The organism is Rodentibacter caecimuris, from assembly GCF_001019715.1.
Lineage (GTDB): Bacteria > Pseudomonadota > Gammaproteobacteria > Enterobacterales > Pasteurellaceae > Rodentibacter > Rodentibacter caecimuris.
Genome location: NZ_BBXJ01000001.1, coordinates 1,057,171 through 1,075,449, shown reverse-complemented (window position 1 = coordinate 1,075,449; position 18,279 = coordinate 1,057,171). Strand labels below are relative to the sequence as shown.

Below are 18,279 nucleotides of genomic sequence, written 5' to 3'. Positions count from 1 at the left end.
ATGCCTCATTTATAAGTTTGTTGCAAATTTGTGATCTAGCTCAACAATATTTTTAACTTATAACAAAAAAGCCCGACCAAATTTGTCGAGCTTTAGAAAGTACGCTTGATATTGACCTTGTTTTTAAAAAGTCAGGTAAGGCGCAATTTTTTCAATGGTTGTCTCACCTAAACCATCAATTTTTGATAATTCCGCCACATTTTTGATTTTGCCCATTTTATTACGATAATCCACAATTGCTTGCGCTTTCTTTTCACCAATGCCGGAAAGTTTTTGTAAGGTTTCAGCGTCCGCTTTATTAATATTTACTTTAGCACTTGAGGCAATTTTTTGTTTTTCTGTTTTAATCTGCTCTTTCGCTGAATTGAATTTCTCAGAAACTTGGTTTTTCATTGATGAAGTATCTGATGATTTCATTGAGTTAGCTTTTTCTTTCACTACATCTATTTTTTCTTTTGTCGCTTCTTTTGTAGATTTCACCGCCTCTTTAGCTTTTTCTTTTGTCGCAACGACTTTCTCTTTTAGACTATTTTTATCTGCGATAGCATTTTCTTTTTGTTTCTGAATCATTGAATTTACATTCGTTACTGATTCTTTTTTAAGAGTGGTAACCGTATTTTCATTTGAAAATGCAGAACCGGCAACGGCTATGCTAAGTGCGGTAAACGTTAATAAAGATTTTAAAGATTTCATAAAAAACTCCTATAAATAGTGATTTTGTCAGAAGAACATACCTTAAGATTCTAATTTAGGGAATTAGTTCAACTCTGCTCTATTTTTAGAATAAAAAAAAGTGCCTCAAAAGAGGCACTACTCGGAAAGCAAAATAGATGTCGGCTATTTGGGATAGCACTTATTTTTAGTGAGGCTAGGTTACTCCCATCAAGATACTTATGCAAATATCTATTTCCAAATTTGTGAAGTAAGTCACGGTTTTTCTTAAAAATTTTCTTTTTACAAAAAAAAGCGTCTATTATGTAGACGCTTCTTCTATAAAATTTATAATTAACCGTTGATAAATTTCTCACCTAATTCAATATCTGCACGTAATGTCGGCAACATTGATTCCAATGCATGTTGTTCAAATTCGCTTAATAAACCGATTGGTAGAATCTCTTCCACACCATCTTTACCTAAACGAACCGGTTGAGCAAAGAAACGGGCATATTTTCCATCACCTTCCACATAAGTGCATTCAACAACAGTCTCTCCTCTCAAACCCTTTATTAAAGAGCGGGCAAAACGAGCGGCGGCTTGAGCCATAGAAAGCGTTGCCGATCCGCCACCGGCTTTGGCTTCTACAACTTCAGTACCTGCATTTTGGATACGTTTTGTTAATGGTACGATTTCTTCAGCGGTAAACTCCGCATAAGGAACTTGAGAAAGTAATGGAAGGATGGTAACACCGGAATGCCCCCCGATAACCGGTACGGTCGTACGGGAAACATTGAGATTTTTCAATTCGGCAACAAAGGTTTCTGAGCGAAGCACATCTAACGTTGTCACACCGAATAATTTACGTTTATCATAAACACCGGCTTTTTTCAGTACTTCTGCTGCAATAGCAACCGTTGTATTAACCGGATTAGTAATAATACCTATGCAGGCCTTCGGGCAAACAACCGCGATTTTTTCAACAAGATTACGAACAATCCCGGCATTGATATTAAATAAATCGGAACGATCCATACCTGGCTTACGTGCTACACCTGCAGAAATCAATACCACATCTGCGCCTTCAAGTGCAGGACTTGGATCTTCACCTGAAAAACCTTTCACTTTCACGGCTGTAGGAATATGGCTGACATCAGCCGCCACGCCCGGTGTTATCGGCGCAATGTCATAAAGTGATAATTCTGTTCCTGCTGGTAATTGTAGTTTTAGCAATAATGCCAACGCTTGACCGATACCGCCGGCTGCACCTAATACTGCAACTTTCATGTATACTCCTTATTAAGTAGATTAATTAACTTTGTAAATTTTAAAAGGTAAACCGATAAATTACAAACATAGAAATTCAATAATGAGATCTAGCTCAAATTTCTAGATAAAACTTGTCTCTTTTTTTACTCAAATTTGTATTTTAGTTGCATATTTTGCATTTTTATGCAACGCTTATGCGGATTAGTCCCATCTTAAAACGAATAAATGGATGATTTAACAAAAACATTTAAAGAATTGCTGAGCCAGGAACGTTTTTCCTCTCAAAGTGAAATAGTTGAAGCCTTAAAAAGCCAGGGTTTTCCAACTATAAATCAATCTAAAGTTTCGCGTATGCTGAGTAAATTTGGCGCAGTGCGTGTGCGTAATACCAAGATGGAAATGGTCTATTGCTTACCAAATGAATTAAGCGTACCTGCAACCAGTAGCCCACTAAGAAATCTCGTATTGGATATCGATCATAATGAGTTTTTAATCGTGATTAAGACCACTCCGGGTGCTGCGCAATTAATTGCACGCCTATTGGATTCTATTGGTAAAGCAGAAGGGATTCTTGGCACAATTGCCGGCGATGATACGATTTTCGTGTCGCCGACACGTACAACTGCAATTTCCACTCTAATTGAGCATATTAAAAATTTGTTTGAAAGCTCACTTTAATGAAAATTTTTATTACCGGCGGCACAGGATTAATCGGAAAAAAATTAACCTCTGCCCTAGAAGAACAACATCAACTCACTATTCTCACTCGCAATGAGAAAAAAGCCCGTTCTCTTTTTCCTAAAAAAACGTTGAAATTTTTAACCGCACTTTCCCAGCTTAAAAATTTAGATGAGTTTGATGTAGTGATAAACTTAGCTGGTGAACCTATTTTTACTAAACATTGGACAACATCACAAAAAGCAAAATTATTTAATAGCAGAGTAAAACTGACACAGCAATTAGTTTCGTTGATTAATGCCGGTGTGAATCCCCCACGCTTGATTTCCGGCTCGGCAGCCGGTATTTATGGTGATCAAGCCAATAAAGTTCTTACTGAAACAAGCCCGACTGTTCATCATACATTCACGGCAGCACTTTGCCATGCTTGGGAAAACACAACATTACAAGCCAAAACGAAAGTCTGTATTCTTCGCACCGGTATGGTGCTTTCTCCGAATGGCGGGGCATTAAAAAAAATGCTTCCGCTCTATTATTGGAATTTAGCCGGTCCATTAGGTACGGGAAAACAGTACTGGGCATGGATTGCATTAGAAGATATGGTAAACGGCATTTTATTTTTACTTTCTCATGGCGAGTGTCAGGGCATTTATAATTTTGTTTCACCCCAACCAATTACCAATAGAGCGTTTAACCAACAATTGGCTCAATCGTTAAAACGTTGTGCGCCTTTCCCTGCGCCGAAATTTGCCTTAAAACTCGTCTTAGGTGAGCGTGCCAATATGTTACTAGAAAGCCAATATGTTTTGCCGAAACGGCTTATTGAAGCGGGATTCACGTTTCAATATGAAAATTTAACCCAATATTTGACCGCACTTTTTTCCAAAAAATAATATAAAAAAATGCGCCTTAATCCTAATCAAGGCGCATTTTGTTTTTTTAAGCAAATTTAGTCATTATTGCTTGAAAAAATTGAGAGCAATCTTAACAAACTTAAGAATAAGTTATAAATCGCTACATAAATACTTACTGTGGCACGAATATAATTTGTTTCACCACCGTGAATGATATTGCTGGTTTCATACAAAATTGTCATCGTTGAGAAAACAACAAATAATGCACTAATTGCAATGGCTAACGCCGGTATTTGGAAGAAGAAACTAGCCACCATACCAAGTAAAAGCACAATGAAAAGGGCAAACATTGCGGTTGCAAGGAATGACATGTCTTTTTTTGTCGTCAATACATAGGCTGAGCAGGCAAAGAAAACAATCGCTGTGCCGGCAAATGACAACATAATTAAATCTTCCATGCCGTTTGCCACATACATATTGAGAATTGGCCCAATGGTATAGCCCATAAAACCGGTAAAGGCAAATGCCGCTAAAATACCCGCAGGACGGTCAGCTAAACGATGTGTAATGAAAAGTAAGCCGTAAAAGCCAACAAGTAAAACAATAATGTTTGGATACGGCAAATTCATCGCCATAGAAATATAAGCGACAACTGCCGAAAATGCCATTGTTAGACCAAGTAAGAAATAAGTATTACGAAGCACTTTATGGGTGCTTAATAAGGATTCGTTTCTTGAGTCAACAATAATGCGTGATTGCATAAAAGCTCCTTAATAACGTTAGTTAGCATCAAACCCTAAAGTAAGGGCGAGTGTATAAAAAGTCAATGGCTGAGCAAAAATTATTTCCTGCTTTGGCTAAAAAGAAAGCAAAATGAATAAATAAACGCCGACTAAATAGATTTCACTCGTTTTTTATTTACATCAAAAAATTTTGAATTATACTACGCACCGTCAAGTACGGAGGAATGGTCGAGTGGTTGAAGGCACCGGTCTTGAAAACCGGCGAGGGTTTACGCCCTCCGTGAGTTCGAATCTCACTTCCTCCGCCATTTCTTAATAACTCCATAAATGAAGAGTCTTCAAATTCAATAACTTACATTTCGTTATTTTCTATAATTTCTTCTCGTTCATCATTTTCAACTATTAAATTATTAAGTTGCAAAAATGAGTTTGACTCAAATTTGACTTGAGTCTAGCGCCCTTTGTTAAATCAGCGCATTTCCGAACCGGTTCGATAATTTCCCATCCGCTCTTCTCTTTCAATGCCATAAATGGTATTCCATTTTGAATGTACTAACTTGCTTAAGTATAGCGTAGATCATGGAACCGAAAATCGCTTTTTTAGGAATACCATTGCTTCTGCACCTAATGATAATGCTCTTGCTAACTTAATATTATAGGCAGATTACTTTTGTGAGTAGCTTTGTAGTTAAATTTTGGGAGATTATTGATAAAACAATAACAAGGCGTAACAAATGAATTTAAAAAAATGAGTAAAAATAATTTATCGCACTTTGATTTTAAACGGAGGAATTTTGTATTTGAATATTTTGATATAACAATCTGCCCATTTGATGGGCAGATTGCTATTTTAGACATGATGTTTAATTAAGATCTAATGACTTAAGCGGGTTTTCAATAACCTGATCCTTAATGGTAAACTTCAAGTTCGGGTTATCTCTGTAGTTTTCATACAGGTAACGTAACTCCCTTGATGTCACCGAATTATAGAATTCATAGTTCGGATCAAATAATTTCTTCAGATTACCCATATCTATTTGAGTTTTATCTTTATTGAACGTCGTTGTATCCGTTGCTAAACCATCTAACGCAAAATAGACTTTTCCGCCTCTTTCAAGGGTTTCTTTAGCAATCAGTTTGGTTTTTTCTGAAAAGAAATCTTCGCGACTTCTGTTCAGTTCACCTACTGCTGACAGATATTGTTCAATCGCTTCATTTTGCTCTTTAGTGAAAGAAGGTGAGGTTTTCGGATTATCTAAATCCAAATTCTCATTTTGTTTCAGTTTTTGAAATAACTGTTGCTCCTTTTCATTAAATTCAGCGATCCGTTTGAGAGAATCTACTGCAACCGGATTGTTGAGCAATTCCGTGATAATTTTTTTATTATCCTCGACATTGGCTTGATTGATACGGCTGCGAGAAGATGTTGCTAAGGCATTATCCGCCCCCAAATCTTGGAAGTTTGCAATATGATCAATGTCTTGTTGCGTCACTTTCCCTTGTTTAACCTTATCTGCCAATTTAGACAAATTACCAAATTCGTAGCCTAAATTTAACTCACCAATGTAACTATCCGCAAGAATTGGGTTTCGTTTCCCTTTATCGGCTTGGTTAGCACGGTTAATCAGTTCCTTACGCCCATCTTTTAAGCCATAAATCAAGGTATTATTGCCTAAATCTGTGCTTTGTGGTTTAAGGGTTTCCAGGTTGCTATTTGGGCTTGGTAAATGCTCAATCGATTGAATCTCCCGTTTGGCACCAGTATAGCCTTTATCCACCAATTTACTCAGTTGCTCACCTAATTTATGACCCGAGAAGAACGCCTCTCGCTCTTGCGGCTGCTTTTTATACTGCTGCATATTAGTCAGCCCCGAATTGATATAATAAAGACCATTTAGCGCCATTAAATTCGCATCCGGTTTCATATGCTCTGGTAACTTATCCTTATGACGGATAATTTGTGCCTGATCGTGATGCGTTAATTCGTGAACGATAGTATCCAAAATTTCTTTGTTATTTTGTTTTCTCGTGCGTAAGAAGCTCAAAATAGGTGTCGCATTCATTTGAACAAGATCATTACCGTAAGAACCTTGTTTCATTGAAAGCGGGTTATTCCCCGTAAACTCCACTTTAGCACGGCTACCTTCAACGCCAGTGACTTCTTTTAGAGCTTCGAACTTCGCTTGTTCAACCAAACCGAATAAGCGTTTAATGCCTTCTTCATTGCCAGAGAGTTTTTGTTTCATTAACTGATGGAACTCTTGGTTTGAGTCCAGTTTATCTACAATCTTTTGGTTAATTTCGCCACGAGATTGTAAATAGGCAGCATCAAGCTCAATTTTACTCATCACTTTGCCCATATTTTTCACATTCTGTCCTTCAAATCCCTCAATAGTATCCGGACGGTGAATCTTATTACGCGTTTCTTTTGCTTTATTTGTTAAAGCCGTCGCTTCTTCAACACTTGAGCCATATGCTAAATCTTGTAATGCTTTTAATAAATGCTCTTTCGGCAAGCTTTCAGCATTTTCAGCCAAAATCTTTAATTTCTTTTCAGCCTCTTTCGCACTATCACGCTCACGCGCTTTTTGTTTCGCTTGTTCAAATAGCTTTTTGGAATCAATTTTCGGTTTATTTACGTCGTTACCGATTTGATTTTCCTCAGCAAGTCTTTGATTATTATTGCTGTTATTGCTATTGACTTTATTGCCAACCACTGCAGGGATTTCTGCGTAATCACTTTCAGCATTCTCGGCTTTGGCCTTATTTCCAACCACTGCCGGAATTTCTGCATAATCACTTTCAGCATTCTCTGCTTTGGCTTTATTGCCAACCACTGCAGGGATTTCTGCGTAATCACTTTCAGCGTTTTCTGCTTTGGCTTTATTGCCAACCGCAGCAGGAATTTCTGCGTAATCACTTTCAGCGTTCTCTGCTTTGGCTTTATTGCCAACCGCAGCAGGAATTTCTGCGTAATCACTTTCAGCATTCTCCGCTTTGGCTTTATTGCCAACCACTGCCGGAATTTCTGCGTAATCACTTTCAGTGTTCTCTGCTTTGGCTTTATTGCCAACCACTGCAGGGATTTCTGCGTAATCACTTTCAGCATTCTCCGCTTTGGCTTTATTGCCAACCACTGCAGGGATTTCTGCGTAATCACTTTCAGCGTTCTCTGCTTTGGCTTTATTTTCAATTACAACTGGGCTTTCTGTAGAAGCGTTTGCTTTAGTTGGTTGATCAACGTCAGCCATATCCTCTTTTAAGCGTTTGATCGTCATATAATCACTGTTATCTTCACGCTGTACAGATTGCTTCTTCCCTAACGTTTCATCTTTCTCTTTCGAAATTCTAGCCGCTTTTTCCGCTTCTGATTCGGTTTTTACCCTTTTCTTACTCGGATCGATTTGAGCATAGATATCTTCCGCCTGACCTGCTGAATTTGAGGCAGCTTCAGTTGGCGCAAATTTAGGTTTAGCCTCATCGACCGATTTCTCACCTAAGAGACGTAAGAATTCGCTAATCACTTCCGGGCTACTTGCGCTGTCTTTGGTATTATCCGATTGCGGAATAATGGTTTCCTCAAATTTACTGCTAAACTTCGTAAACGGCGGGTATCCCGCATCCAGCAATAATTTATTGACAATAACACGAGCAACACGTCCATTACCTTCAGCAAACGGATGATAAGCAATCACACGTTGGTAAACCATACCGGATAACACACTTGGTTCAACCCCTCTGGCTTTAGCGTCATTAATAAACTCAACCATCTGTGCAAGTTGTAATTTAGATGCCTGCGGTCCAGAGAAAATTGCATCTTCTTTGGTTAAGGATTCTTTTTTATACAACGTTCTGTTTTCACCCTCGTCCGGACGTAAACCATGATTGAGTTTTTCAATACTTTCTACGGTTAGACCATTTTTGGTATCGTTTAAAAACTCTTCTACGGCACCTTTAAGCTTATCTTTTAACTCTGGTGAACGTTGAATCGTTTTTGACGTTTCCGCTAACGCATCGACGATACGTTGAGTTTGCTCCGGCACGCTCATAATTTCATCGCTTTTCGGCAATTTTTTCACTAATTGCTGGATAGCGTTAAATTCCTGTTCGCTTGGTTTAAAGTGTAAGGCTTCGTTGATCTTACGTTCGGTTCTTTTCGCACCGTCTGTGAGAATATCATCCAGCTCAGGTGAGCCTGCCATTTGTTTTAATACCGCTTCAGGGACGCTTTTCTTCGCTGCTTCACGGGCTTCGGCTAAAAACTCACTGTTATTGAGAATTTTTTGTTCAAATTCATCATAACGTTTTGCCTCAAGACTGAGTAACTCTTTCAAATTCAAATTGTCCTCAAGCTTCTCGTAGTTAGGTTTCCCGTTCGCTTGAGCTTCGGTGTCTAATGTTTGATTGCCTTTATTCGCATTTTCCTCTGCCTTTTTGGACGAAGTGCGGTCAGTTTTGAAAAAGTTTTTAATCTTTTGGAAAAATGACGGGGCACTTTGCGCACCGGTTTGTTCCACGTTTGCTGTTTCAGGCATTGTAGGCAATACACGGCTATTGTTGTTATTGCTATTTGCCTGTGCAAGGGAAGACTCGACATTATCGGATTTATTGCCGGTTTTGGCTAATGCAGGGATTTCTGCATAGTCACTTTCAGCGTTCTCCGCTTTAGCTTTATTGCTAACCACCGCAGGGATTTCTGCGTAATCGCTTTCGCCACTATTCGCTTTTGTATTACCACTCTGTGGTAACTCAGGTAAAGGACGTTTAGCTTTATTTTCCTGAGTTAAAGCAGGAATCTCTTCATAAATCGGCTCAGATTTGCCAGATTTAGCTTGAGCATTGCTATCGCCTAATTTTGCATACGGGCTATCCGGAATCTCTTCGTAGATAGGCTCTTGCGATTGTTTCGGTTTTGTCACTTCGCTGTAAATCGGATCGGACTCAGTTGATTTACGCTGAGCATTGGCATTTGCATCACCTAATTTCGCATACGGGCTATCCGGAATTTCTTCGTAGATAGGCTCTTGCGATTGTTTCGGTTTTGTCACTTCGCTGTAAATCGGATCGGACTCAGTTGATTTACGCTGAGCATTGGCATTTGCATCACCTAATTTCGCATACGGGCTATCCGGAATTTCTTCGTAGATAGGCTCTTGCGATTGTTTCGGTTTTGTCACTTCGCTGTAAATCGGATCGGACTCAGTTGATTTACGCTGTGCATTGGCGTTTGCATCACCTAGCTTCGCATAAGGGCTATCCGGAATTTCTTCGTAGATAGGCTCTTGCGATTGTTTCGGTTTCGTCACTTCACTGTAAATCGGCTCGGACTCAGTTGATTTACGCTGGGCATTGGCGTTTGCATCACCTAATTTCGCATACGGGCTATCCGGAATTTCTTCGTAGATAGGCTCTTGCGATTGTTTCGGTTTTGTCACTTCGCTGTAAATCGGATCGGACTCAGTTGATTTACGCTGAGCATTGGCATTTGCATCACCTAGCTTCGCATAAGGGCTATCCGGAATTTCTTCGTAGATAGGCTCTTGCGATTGTTTCGGTTTCGTCACTTCACTGTAAATCGGATAGGACTCAGTTGATTTACGCTGTGCATTGGCGTTTGCATCACCTAGCTTCGCATAAGGGCTATCCGGAATTTCTTCGTAGATAGGCTCTTGCGATTGTTTCGGTTTCGTCACTTCACTGTAAATCGGATCGGACTCAGTTGATTTACGCTGAGCATTGGCATTTGCATCACCTAATTTCGCATACGGGCTATCCGGAATTTCTTCGTAGATAGGCTCTTGCGATTGTTTCGGTTTTGTCACTTCGCTGTAAATCGGATCGGACTCAGTTGATTTACGCTGAGCATTGGCGTTTGCATCACCTAGCTTCGCATAAGGGCTATCCGGAATCTCTTCGTAGATAGGCTCTTGCGATTGTTTCGGTTTTGTCACTTCGCTGTAAATCGGATCTGACTCAGTTGATTTACGCTGAGCATTGGCGTTTGCATCACCTAGCTTCGCATAAGGGCTATCCGGAATCTCTTCGTAGATAGGCTCTTGCGATTGTTTCGGTTTTGTCACTTCGCTGTAAATCGGCTCGGACTCAGTTGATTTACGCTGAGCATTGGCGTTTGCATCACCTAGCTTAGCGTAAGGGCTATCCGGAATTTCTTCGTAGATAGGCGCTTCCGATTGTTTCGGTTTTGGCAATTGATCATTATTTGAAGCAATATCGTTCAATCCTCTTGCACTATTTTGATTTGATTTTTTATTTAATGCTTGTTTTGCCTTATTTAGGCCTTTTTGCCCCAATTCAGCCAAATCACCTAGTTCAAACCCAAAACTGGTACTTGCTAATTGTTCATCTCGATGAACGGTTTTAGATTTATTCAAATCCTGATTAATTGGTTTTTCAACAGGCTGAGAATCAATACCTGACAGAGTTGAGTGCTGGGTCGCGTCATAATGTTTTTGTGCCGAACGACCTCCTCTTATATTGGCTTGAGACGTTCCCCGTTCATTTAACCCTATAGATGCACCGAACTCACCACCATCTTTATGATGATAGTCTTCTAAAGAGCGATGAGTAACACTGCCCGTAGTGGTAAGGTCGTTATTCCCACTTTTATCAACAAAATAACCAGCGGTTAAATCCAAGTCTTTAATTTGACCAATCATTTTTCCAGCTTCAATGCCTGATTGCTGATTAACCATCCGACTCGTTTCATCTTCCTGACCATAACCCACTGTTACGCTACCTGTTGGTTTTACGGTTAAAGCCGTGGTTACCGAAGCCCCTACAGAGACACCCACATCCAAGCGTTTATTATGTCTTTCATAGGTATCTTGTTTAGATTCAATTGAGGTTTTCCCTTCCACTTTTGTACGATAAACATCCGCTTTAATATTAGCCCCCGATAGGGTGAGATCGCTTTCTGTATTGATCTCAATTTCATCACCCAACAATTGGCTATTTTGATAGGTAGTCGCGTTGGTATTTGTTGTAGAATATCCTGCTTCAACACCATTAGTTACACCAACTGCACAGCCTTGAGACATCACCCCACAAGACACTGTACCTCCAGCGGACACTTTTGCATGCCAAGATTCATCCGACTCTGTTCTTTCTGTTTTACCCGCATTTATGGTAACTTTATCTTTTGCATTTAGAGAAAGTTTGCCGCTCTTACTGCGTTCAACGTTATTTAACTCAATTCCCCCTTCTGTTGCACTCAAGACCAGATTACCGTTTAAAGTATTACGATTATCCGATTTTTCGTTAAAACCCGTATTAGATTGGCTATAGCCAGCTTGGGCTTTAACTGAGCCACCAACTAAATCACCTGTCACTAAATTAGCGATGTCACTCGTCACTTGTAATGCAGCCGTACCGTCTTGTTTAATGCCTTTTTTAGCATCTTCTGCTTGTTTAATTGAATGGCTGACAATATCAGCAACTGCAGAGTGGGCTTCGCCGACTAAACCTAATTTAAAAGAAGATTTAGACGATTTAAAATCAGTTTCATCTTGGTATTTGGTTGAAATAATTTCTTTGGCGGTTAATTTCAACTTATCATTACGCAGGTTTTTCTGAGCGTCAAAAAAGGCTTGATCTTTTTCCGCCATCAGTTCTTCAATTTCTTCTTTAGATAGCTTGCGTAAATTTGGATTAGTACCTTTTGTTTGATTATTTTCTACAGGCTTCTCTACTTCTGAAGCTTTATCTGTAGAATTGTCATCTTCTGTTTTATTCGCTTCTTCGTTGGTTGTTGACTGCGTTAATTCAGATGCGGATTCAGACATTGATTTATTAATATCAAGTCCACCGATATCTAAAGTCCCTAAAACCTGTAAATCACCGCTTTTCGCGTCAAGTTCGCTATTGACGTTTTTCAAGTCAGTTCTCGATGATTTTTCTTGCTCAAACTTTATGCCTAATTCAGCATTAGCCCCGGTGTAATCACTTTCTGATATTTGAGTCAAGACACCATCGACACTATCAGCAGAAGCCGAAACAGACTTACCGCCACCGGCAGCTAATGCGCTTGCAAATATACCAAAGACGCCTTTTGATTTATCCGTATGTTGGATATTTTGCCCTGTTTTAGTTTTATAATCACCTTGTATAACACCGGTTACACGATCTGCTTTTATCTTGCTACCGGTCTGTTCTACATCACCTTTTACAGCCAAATGAAGATGATCAAATTCTAATTCTGAACCAACGGATTCCGCACTATAAGTATCTTCCGTTTCTCCCCCAACTTTCTTTTGTATTCCAAACAATCCAGTAGCTAATATCTCTTTCTGTTTATGACTACTGCTAAATTTATGAGAATCTTTAGCTTTGAGATCTTTAGTTTTTACAAAACCAGTTTTTGCTTTTACATCAGAGGCTGTAATATTGATATCGCTATCTAAATCAGTTTCTAAATGTAGGTGTTGTTCTGAAGCTATCCTTGATTTCTGAATAACCGTATTTCCTTTCTCGTCAGCATAGGAAGTCGCGCTTGATTCAATTCCTTTATGACCTTTTAGACGAACCAATTCTTTGCCTAAAATATCCCCTGTATTTTTAATTTTATTCTCAGCCTCAATATCAACTCGGCTGCCTGCAATCGTGCCGGAATTTTGTACGTCTTTCGCCTTCAATTTCAATTCTCTGGCCTTTATGACCGCACTTCCTAATCCTTTATATTTTTCCGCATCTTCTAAAGTTTGTTTTGCAAAATAAACTTGAGGAATATACGTCTCTTTTCCATTAATGGTTGATTTGACATACCAAATAATATCCTCTTTTAAGTTATCTTGCTGTTCTTTAGTTAATGCTTTACCTAAGGTTAGATTTAGATCTCCAGACGTATGGTACGCATTATCCATTAAACGTTTAACCAACTCGACATTAGTCAAATCGTATTTTAGTGCCAAATGATTATCGACCTTTTTCTCAATACTACGAGTAATCAATTGGTGTTCAAAATAGCTATCGCCAATGACACTTACTTTGTCTTCCGTTCCTCTTGGAGCAATATTATTAAAGAAATAATCAGAACCGACATAATCATTTTGATTAATATACTTCATTCTGGTGTGATAAAGCGGATCAACCTCTACTCGAGCTCGATCCTTATCTAGCGGAATTTCTTTTTGTTTTGCCAATTCATCAGCTTTTCTTTTCTCTTCGGCTAATTTTTTCTCATACTCTTCGAGGCGTTGTTTTTCCTGTTCAGAAAGCGATTCTAGTTTTTTCTGTTCCTCTTCTACTTGTTTTTTTCTACGTTCTGCTTCTTCTAAACGCTCTTTTTCAAAAAGACGTTCTTTTTCTAGACGCTGTTTTTTCTCTTCTTCAGTTTCACCTAATAGATCTGTATCTTCTTTCGGAACTAAGATATTGGTGTTGTCCTCTTTTTTCTTATTAAACGAGCGATCAATGAATAAATTCGGATTAGACAATAATTCTAATAATGTGGATAAATCAATTTCGCTATTGCCATTATTTTCCGGCTGTACAACAAATGGTTTTAATTGAATCGGCGGTGCTTGGATTGTATGCTTCCCAATAGACACTTTATCATCAAAAGCTCCTTCCTCGCCTCTTTTACCATTTACTAAAATATTAGTATCTCCAATAAAAGAGCCGGCTAGTATTTTTGATTTTTTATTAGGATAAAGCTCTATATTTTTAGAACCAAGTTTACTTGCTCTTTCTGAAGCCTCATATGCTGCTTTTAATTCCATCAAAGATTTACTTTCCCAATTAGCACCTAATATAGTTGTTAATGTGGATTGTAATAATGGAGATCTGACTGATCTTAATAGTTTTAAAACTTGTACTTTATCTAGTGAGACAGGGAAAGCACGAGTTTTTTTTATGTAACGCTCAGTACCTTTCGTTTCAAAAAAGAATTTTATTAATTGAGCTACAGAGTTAAATTTATATATCATATTGCCCTGTAATGGAATTTCGATGCCATTGACAATAGGTTGGAATTTTATAGTAATATTTGCTGGTGAATTTAAATAATAATCAAATATATTAAATTTGGCACTTCTCATATCATTAATGATGCTTTTTGCTCCATTAGAAATTAGATTTCCTTGAATGTTAATAATGCCGTGATTAGTTATTCCTGCATCACTTAGCTTGGAATCTTTTTGAATAAATTCAAAGTCACTTTCACCACGAATATTACCTATATGAGAAATTTTTAAATTATTCCCTAATCTTGGAATAGAGCCGGAAATGCTATAATAATCCGTTCTGCTTGACCCTGGATCGATAATTGTCAACTCAATATTTTGATCATAATGGTATACACTGCCCTGAAACTCAATATCATTCAATAACTTTTCTGCTGATACAGTGATTTTTCCTTTTGAAAGAATTTCTCCCCGATTATGAATAATATCATCGGCATTTAAATTCATTACACCATCTGAATGTAAAACGCCAGTAGCATTATTGGTAATATTTGAGAAGGAAGTTAGATTTAAGCTGTTTTTTGCCCCTAATAAACCTTCGTTTATAATTTTTTGACCCTTTACAGATAATTGATTAGCGCTAGTTAATACCCCTTTATTGATAAAAACATCATCGTTTGAGTTGATATCCAGTGAAGATGATAATTGGTTTTCCGAACCTTTATCAAAAAAGATTTCTTTAGCAGAAAGCGTTAATTTTTCTCTAGCCTCCGGTAGTTTATGAGAAGCTGAGTGGAAATGGGTGACTCTAAACGTAAGGTTCGCAGTTCCTTTACTTTGAATAGTCCCATTATTGTGATAACCATCATCCGGAGTAATATTATTTTGGGATAAAATATTACCAAAGGTAGATATATCAAGCGTCTTTTCAGCTAGAATATCTTTCTTATTATTTAGCTTTTCTACATAAATTTTATTAAAACGAGCTGCAATCGTACCGCTATTTTCTAGATTCTTACCCTTAATATCCAGATTTGTTGCAATTACAGTTGAGTCCTTACCAATTTGAGTTGATTGACTATTGATATTAACGTTTGTACCTCTAATTTTGGCATTTTTGTCCGTTGCAGTTTTATCCGCAGAAATATCAACTTTTTGACTGCTTACCTTTGTATTTTGTTTTAGATTAACTTCTGTTGAGTTTAGATTGATTGCTTTCCCAGCCGAGATTTGGCCATTAATATCAAGCTTTTTACTGCCCTTTGAGGATAAGTTCTGTTTAGCTTGTAATGTAGCAACTTCAACCTTACCTTGTTCATTCTCAATTTGGATATCTTTCTCGGAAAGAATGATACCTTTGTGATTTACCCCTGCACCCGTATCTGTTGTGATAAATTGGATATGATTACCATACATAGCGCCGGCTTCTGTACCGGTAATTGCGATTTCCGTGGATTTAGCCTGCTTAGATTTCACCTTTCTTGCTTTCACATCGTATTCTGATGAACCTGCTACAAAGGTTATATTGGTTTCAACAGGCGCTTTATCATTAATGTTACGAACTGCTCCTTTTTGCTCAATTTTTTTCGCAACAATATCTAAATATTTCAATCCGTCAGTGGCAATCCCGTCTTTATCAATGGTTACGGTTCCTTTCTCAACAGACAGTTTTAAGCCGTTTTTCGGATCAATCACATTACTGGTTGAAGCTACAAAACGATCCGTATTGAATGTTTGTACACCGTTAATATTAATTCCGTTCGGGTTAATAATTAATAGATCTGCTTTATCACCAAAAACTTCTAATCCACCTTTAATTTTACTCATTTGGTTGCCTGTTACCTGAGTTAAAATAGCTTTGGCTGTATCTTTATCAAAGTTTTGGTTTTTGTCTAAATGACCGACTAAATAAGAACTTCCTTCCTTATTGCTGTTATTAAATACCGCACCATTGCCTACATTGAATTTTTGGAATTTATTATCAGAAATACCATCATATTGAGGTTTGGCAATCTCAATAATATGTACGCCATTGGTTGTTTCAGATATTTTTGTTTCATGATTACCTTTATCTAAAACGATATCCTTACTATTTACATTAGCAAATACGGTATTTGGTACAACAAATAAGAAGGCTAATGCTGCATTTCCCAGGTGCAACAAGCGTGATTTAATAAGACAAGAAAATGTAGATAGACGGAAGATATGTCGTCCTTCACTGCTAGATTCGCATTCTTCTTTATTTTCTACACTACCTGTGTCACCTGATTCATAATTAATATATTCAGCGACAGGAACCAAACATGATTTTGATTTACTAAAAATCAGTTTATATCTATTTTTATTCATACTAAGTTTCTCCTATATTAAAAATATGAATTAAAATGAAATTGAGCCGTTTACATAGTAAATGTGGGCATCACCTTTATTTACTTTTACATTCTTAATTGGCTTGGAATAAGTGAAAGATAAGTTAAGGCGACTGATTTGAACTTTTGTTCCAATAGCCATCCCTGCAATAGTTTCGTTACCTTGATTGAGATGTTTAAATATGCGACCGAAATCAACGCCTAAGAAAGGTTTGATTTGGGAAATAGACATTTTTTGAGGATAAAATGGGATATCAAATGTTTGCGAAATATAATAGCCACTGTCTCCAGAAGTAATTCCACCTTTAAATCCTCTTACGGTATATTCATCTCCGATAGAGAATTGATTATCAGAATACAAACTATAAGGAGAGTATTGGAATCCTAAACGAAGTTGATAATTAAGCGCTCTTTCTTTAACCAAAAAAGCTTTATACCAGCTCATTGTGCCTGATAATAAAGAGAGTGTTTTATCTCCTTTTGAATTATATGCAAGGCTATCGGCGCCAAACCAACCTAAACCGTTTGAATAAGAAATATCGTTATACAGTTTTCCTCCTAAAACATTTGTAATATAGGATAATCCGACTGTGAGTTTATTATTATTGTAATGGCTGACTAAACGATCCCCAATATAGTTTTTCTTTGTTTTAAATTCTAATTCGCCGTAACCTGAAAAAATCATATCTTTATTACGAGCAAGAACTTTAGCAAGTTTAATATTTGCAGTTTTAATTTTCCCCTCGGAGCTATAACTGTGAATACCTTTTATTTCTTTCTTACTATCCGATTGTGAAACTCTTAAATCTAATGTATAAGAAGAGAATGGTTGGCTATAACTTAATAGATAGTTTTGTTGATTATTTCGTTTATGTTTTTTGTATAATCGATATCCCGTTGAAAAATACCAACTATCATTAATTCCCAGTAAATCGCTCCAGCTAATACTTGCCGTAAGTTGATTCCGTCCGTTTTCGTTGTTTTCTGCACCGGAGTTATTAAAACCTAATGTAATACGGGGCAAATAGGTACGCTGAGTGATTAAATTAAAGTTAGACTCACCATCTTTCTCTGCCGCAATAACTTTTATTTCTGTGGATTTATTTGTTGTATTTAAAATTTCAACTAACTGATCAACATCATAGACATTAAGTAATTTATTTTTTAAATTAGGCAATACAAACAGCATTGCTTTATCTTTAAATGTTTCCGGAAGAGCACCATTGACAAAATAATCGCTAACATAGCCCCAATGAATAATAAAATCCAATTCGTTTTTATCGGTAACATTACTCTTTAAGCCAACGGCACTTGTTACATAGCCTGCACGGTACAGTACATCGGTTAAATCTTTAACTAATGCAAAAACTTGCTTAGTCGTCAGTGGCTTTCCTTCATACTGTTTAATGACAGAATCAAAATCCAAGCGAACGCTTTGTCCTGCTTGATCGACGGTAATGCGCTTAATGGTTCGATCTGTTTGTGTATCATCGGTCAATGTATTATCCGTTTTCGGATCAGCCTCTTTGCGCAGGAATTTCTCCGCCTTTTTTAAAGCTTCGTCAGTTTCTTGAATTATTCTTTGATGCTTTAACTGCTGCTGTTCTTGGGTAAGAACGTCTGTTGCAAAAGCCGTTCCCGAGAATAAAGATAAGTAAAATAAATAGCCGATAGATTTTCTCGCTATTGAAGATTTCATTAATTGGTCTCCTTAATATGTAATATGCCTAAGTTATTCAATTAGTAATAAAAATTAAGACGATAAGCTACTTTCTATGAAGTAGCCCTGATT

At 37.5% G+C, this 18,279-nt stretch carries 7 protein-coding genes and 1 tRNA gene; 3 read left to right on the top strand and 5 right to left on the bottom strand.

What is annotated here, in order from left to right; translation table 11 throughout:
- Positions 1-123: 123 nt before the first annotated feature.
- Positions 124-693: a ComEA family DNA-binding protein gene (locus PNEUHYL_RS05150; protein ID WP_059366159.1), complete on the bottom strand. Its 570-nt coding sequence runs from the start codon at positions 691-693 to the stop codon at positions 124-126.
- A gap of 312 nt (positions 694-1,005) precedes the next feature.
- Positions 1,006-1,941, bottom strand: a complete 936-nt coding sequence (gene mdh / locus PNEUHYL_RS05145; RefSeq protein WP_059366158.1) for a malate dehydrogenase — start codon at positions 1,939-1,941, stop codon at positions 1,006-1,008.
- Positions 1,942-2,148: 207 nt separating this feature from the next.
- Between mdh and argR the strand changes: the two genes are divergently transcribed.
- Together argR and PNEUHYL_RS05135 are read left to right on the top strand one after the other, a co-directional pair.
- Positions 2,149-2,601 (top strand): transcriptional regulator ArgR, encoded by a 453-nt coding sequence (gene argR, locus PNEUHYL_RS05140; RefSeq protein WP_059366157.1) that lies wholly within the window; start codon positions 2,149-2,151, stop codon positions 2,599-2,601.
- Positions 2,601-3,494, top strand: coding sequence for a TIGR01777 family oxidoreductase (locus tag PNEUHYL_RS05135; RefSeq protein ID WP_059366156.1), 894 nt, complete (start codon positions 2,601-2,603; stop codon positions 3,492-3,494). Before argR ends, PNEUHYL_RS05135 begins: the two co-directional genes overlap by 1 nt.
- Before the next feature lie 56 nt (positions 3,495-3,550).
- On the opposite strand, the gene PNEUHYL_RS05130 is transcribed toward PNEUHYL_RS05135, so the two are convergent.
- Positions 3,551-4,216 (bottom strand): Bax inhibitor-1/YccA family membrane protein, encoded by a 666-nt coding sequence (locus tag PNEUHYL_RS05130; RefSeq protein ID WP_059366155.1) that lies wholly within the window; start codon positions 4,214-4,216, stop codon positions 3,551-3,553.
- Between the two features lie 200 nt (positions 4,217-4,416).
- On the opposite strand from PNEUHYL_RS05130, the gene PNEUHYL_RS05125 reads away from it, so the two are divergent.
- Positions 4,417-4,506 (top strand) — tRNA-Ser (locus PNEUHYL_RS05125).
- Between the two features lie 555 nt (positions 4,507-5,061).
- Here the strand turns inward: PNEUHYL_RS05125 and PNEUHYL_RS05120 are convergent.
- Entirely contained in the window at positions 5,062-16,467 is an 11,406-nt protein-coding gene (locus PNEUHYL_RS05120; protein ID WP_059366154.1) for a two-partner secretion domain-containing protein, read from the bottom strand.
- A gap of 30 nt (positions 16,468-16,497) precedes the next feature.
- The gene (locus PNEUHYL_RS05115) at positions 16,498-18,186 is read right to left on the bottom strand and encodes a ShlB/FhaC/HecB family hemolysin secretion/activation protein (RefSeq protein ID WP_077663997.1); all 1,689 of its coding nucleotides are present in this window, start codon (positions 18,184-18,186) and stop codon (positions 16,498-16,500) included.
- Between the last annotated feature and the right edge of the window lie 93 nt (positions 18,187-18,279).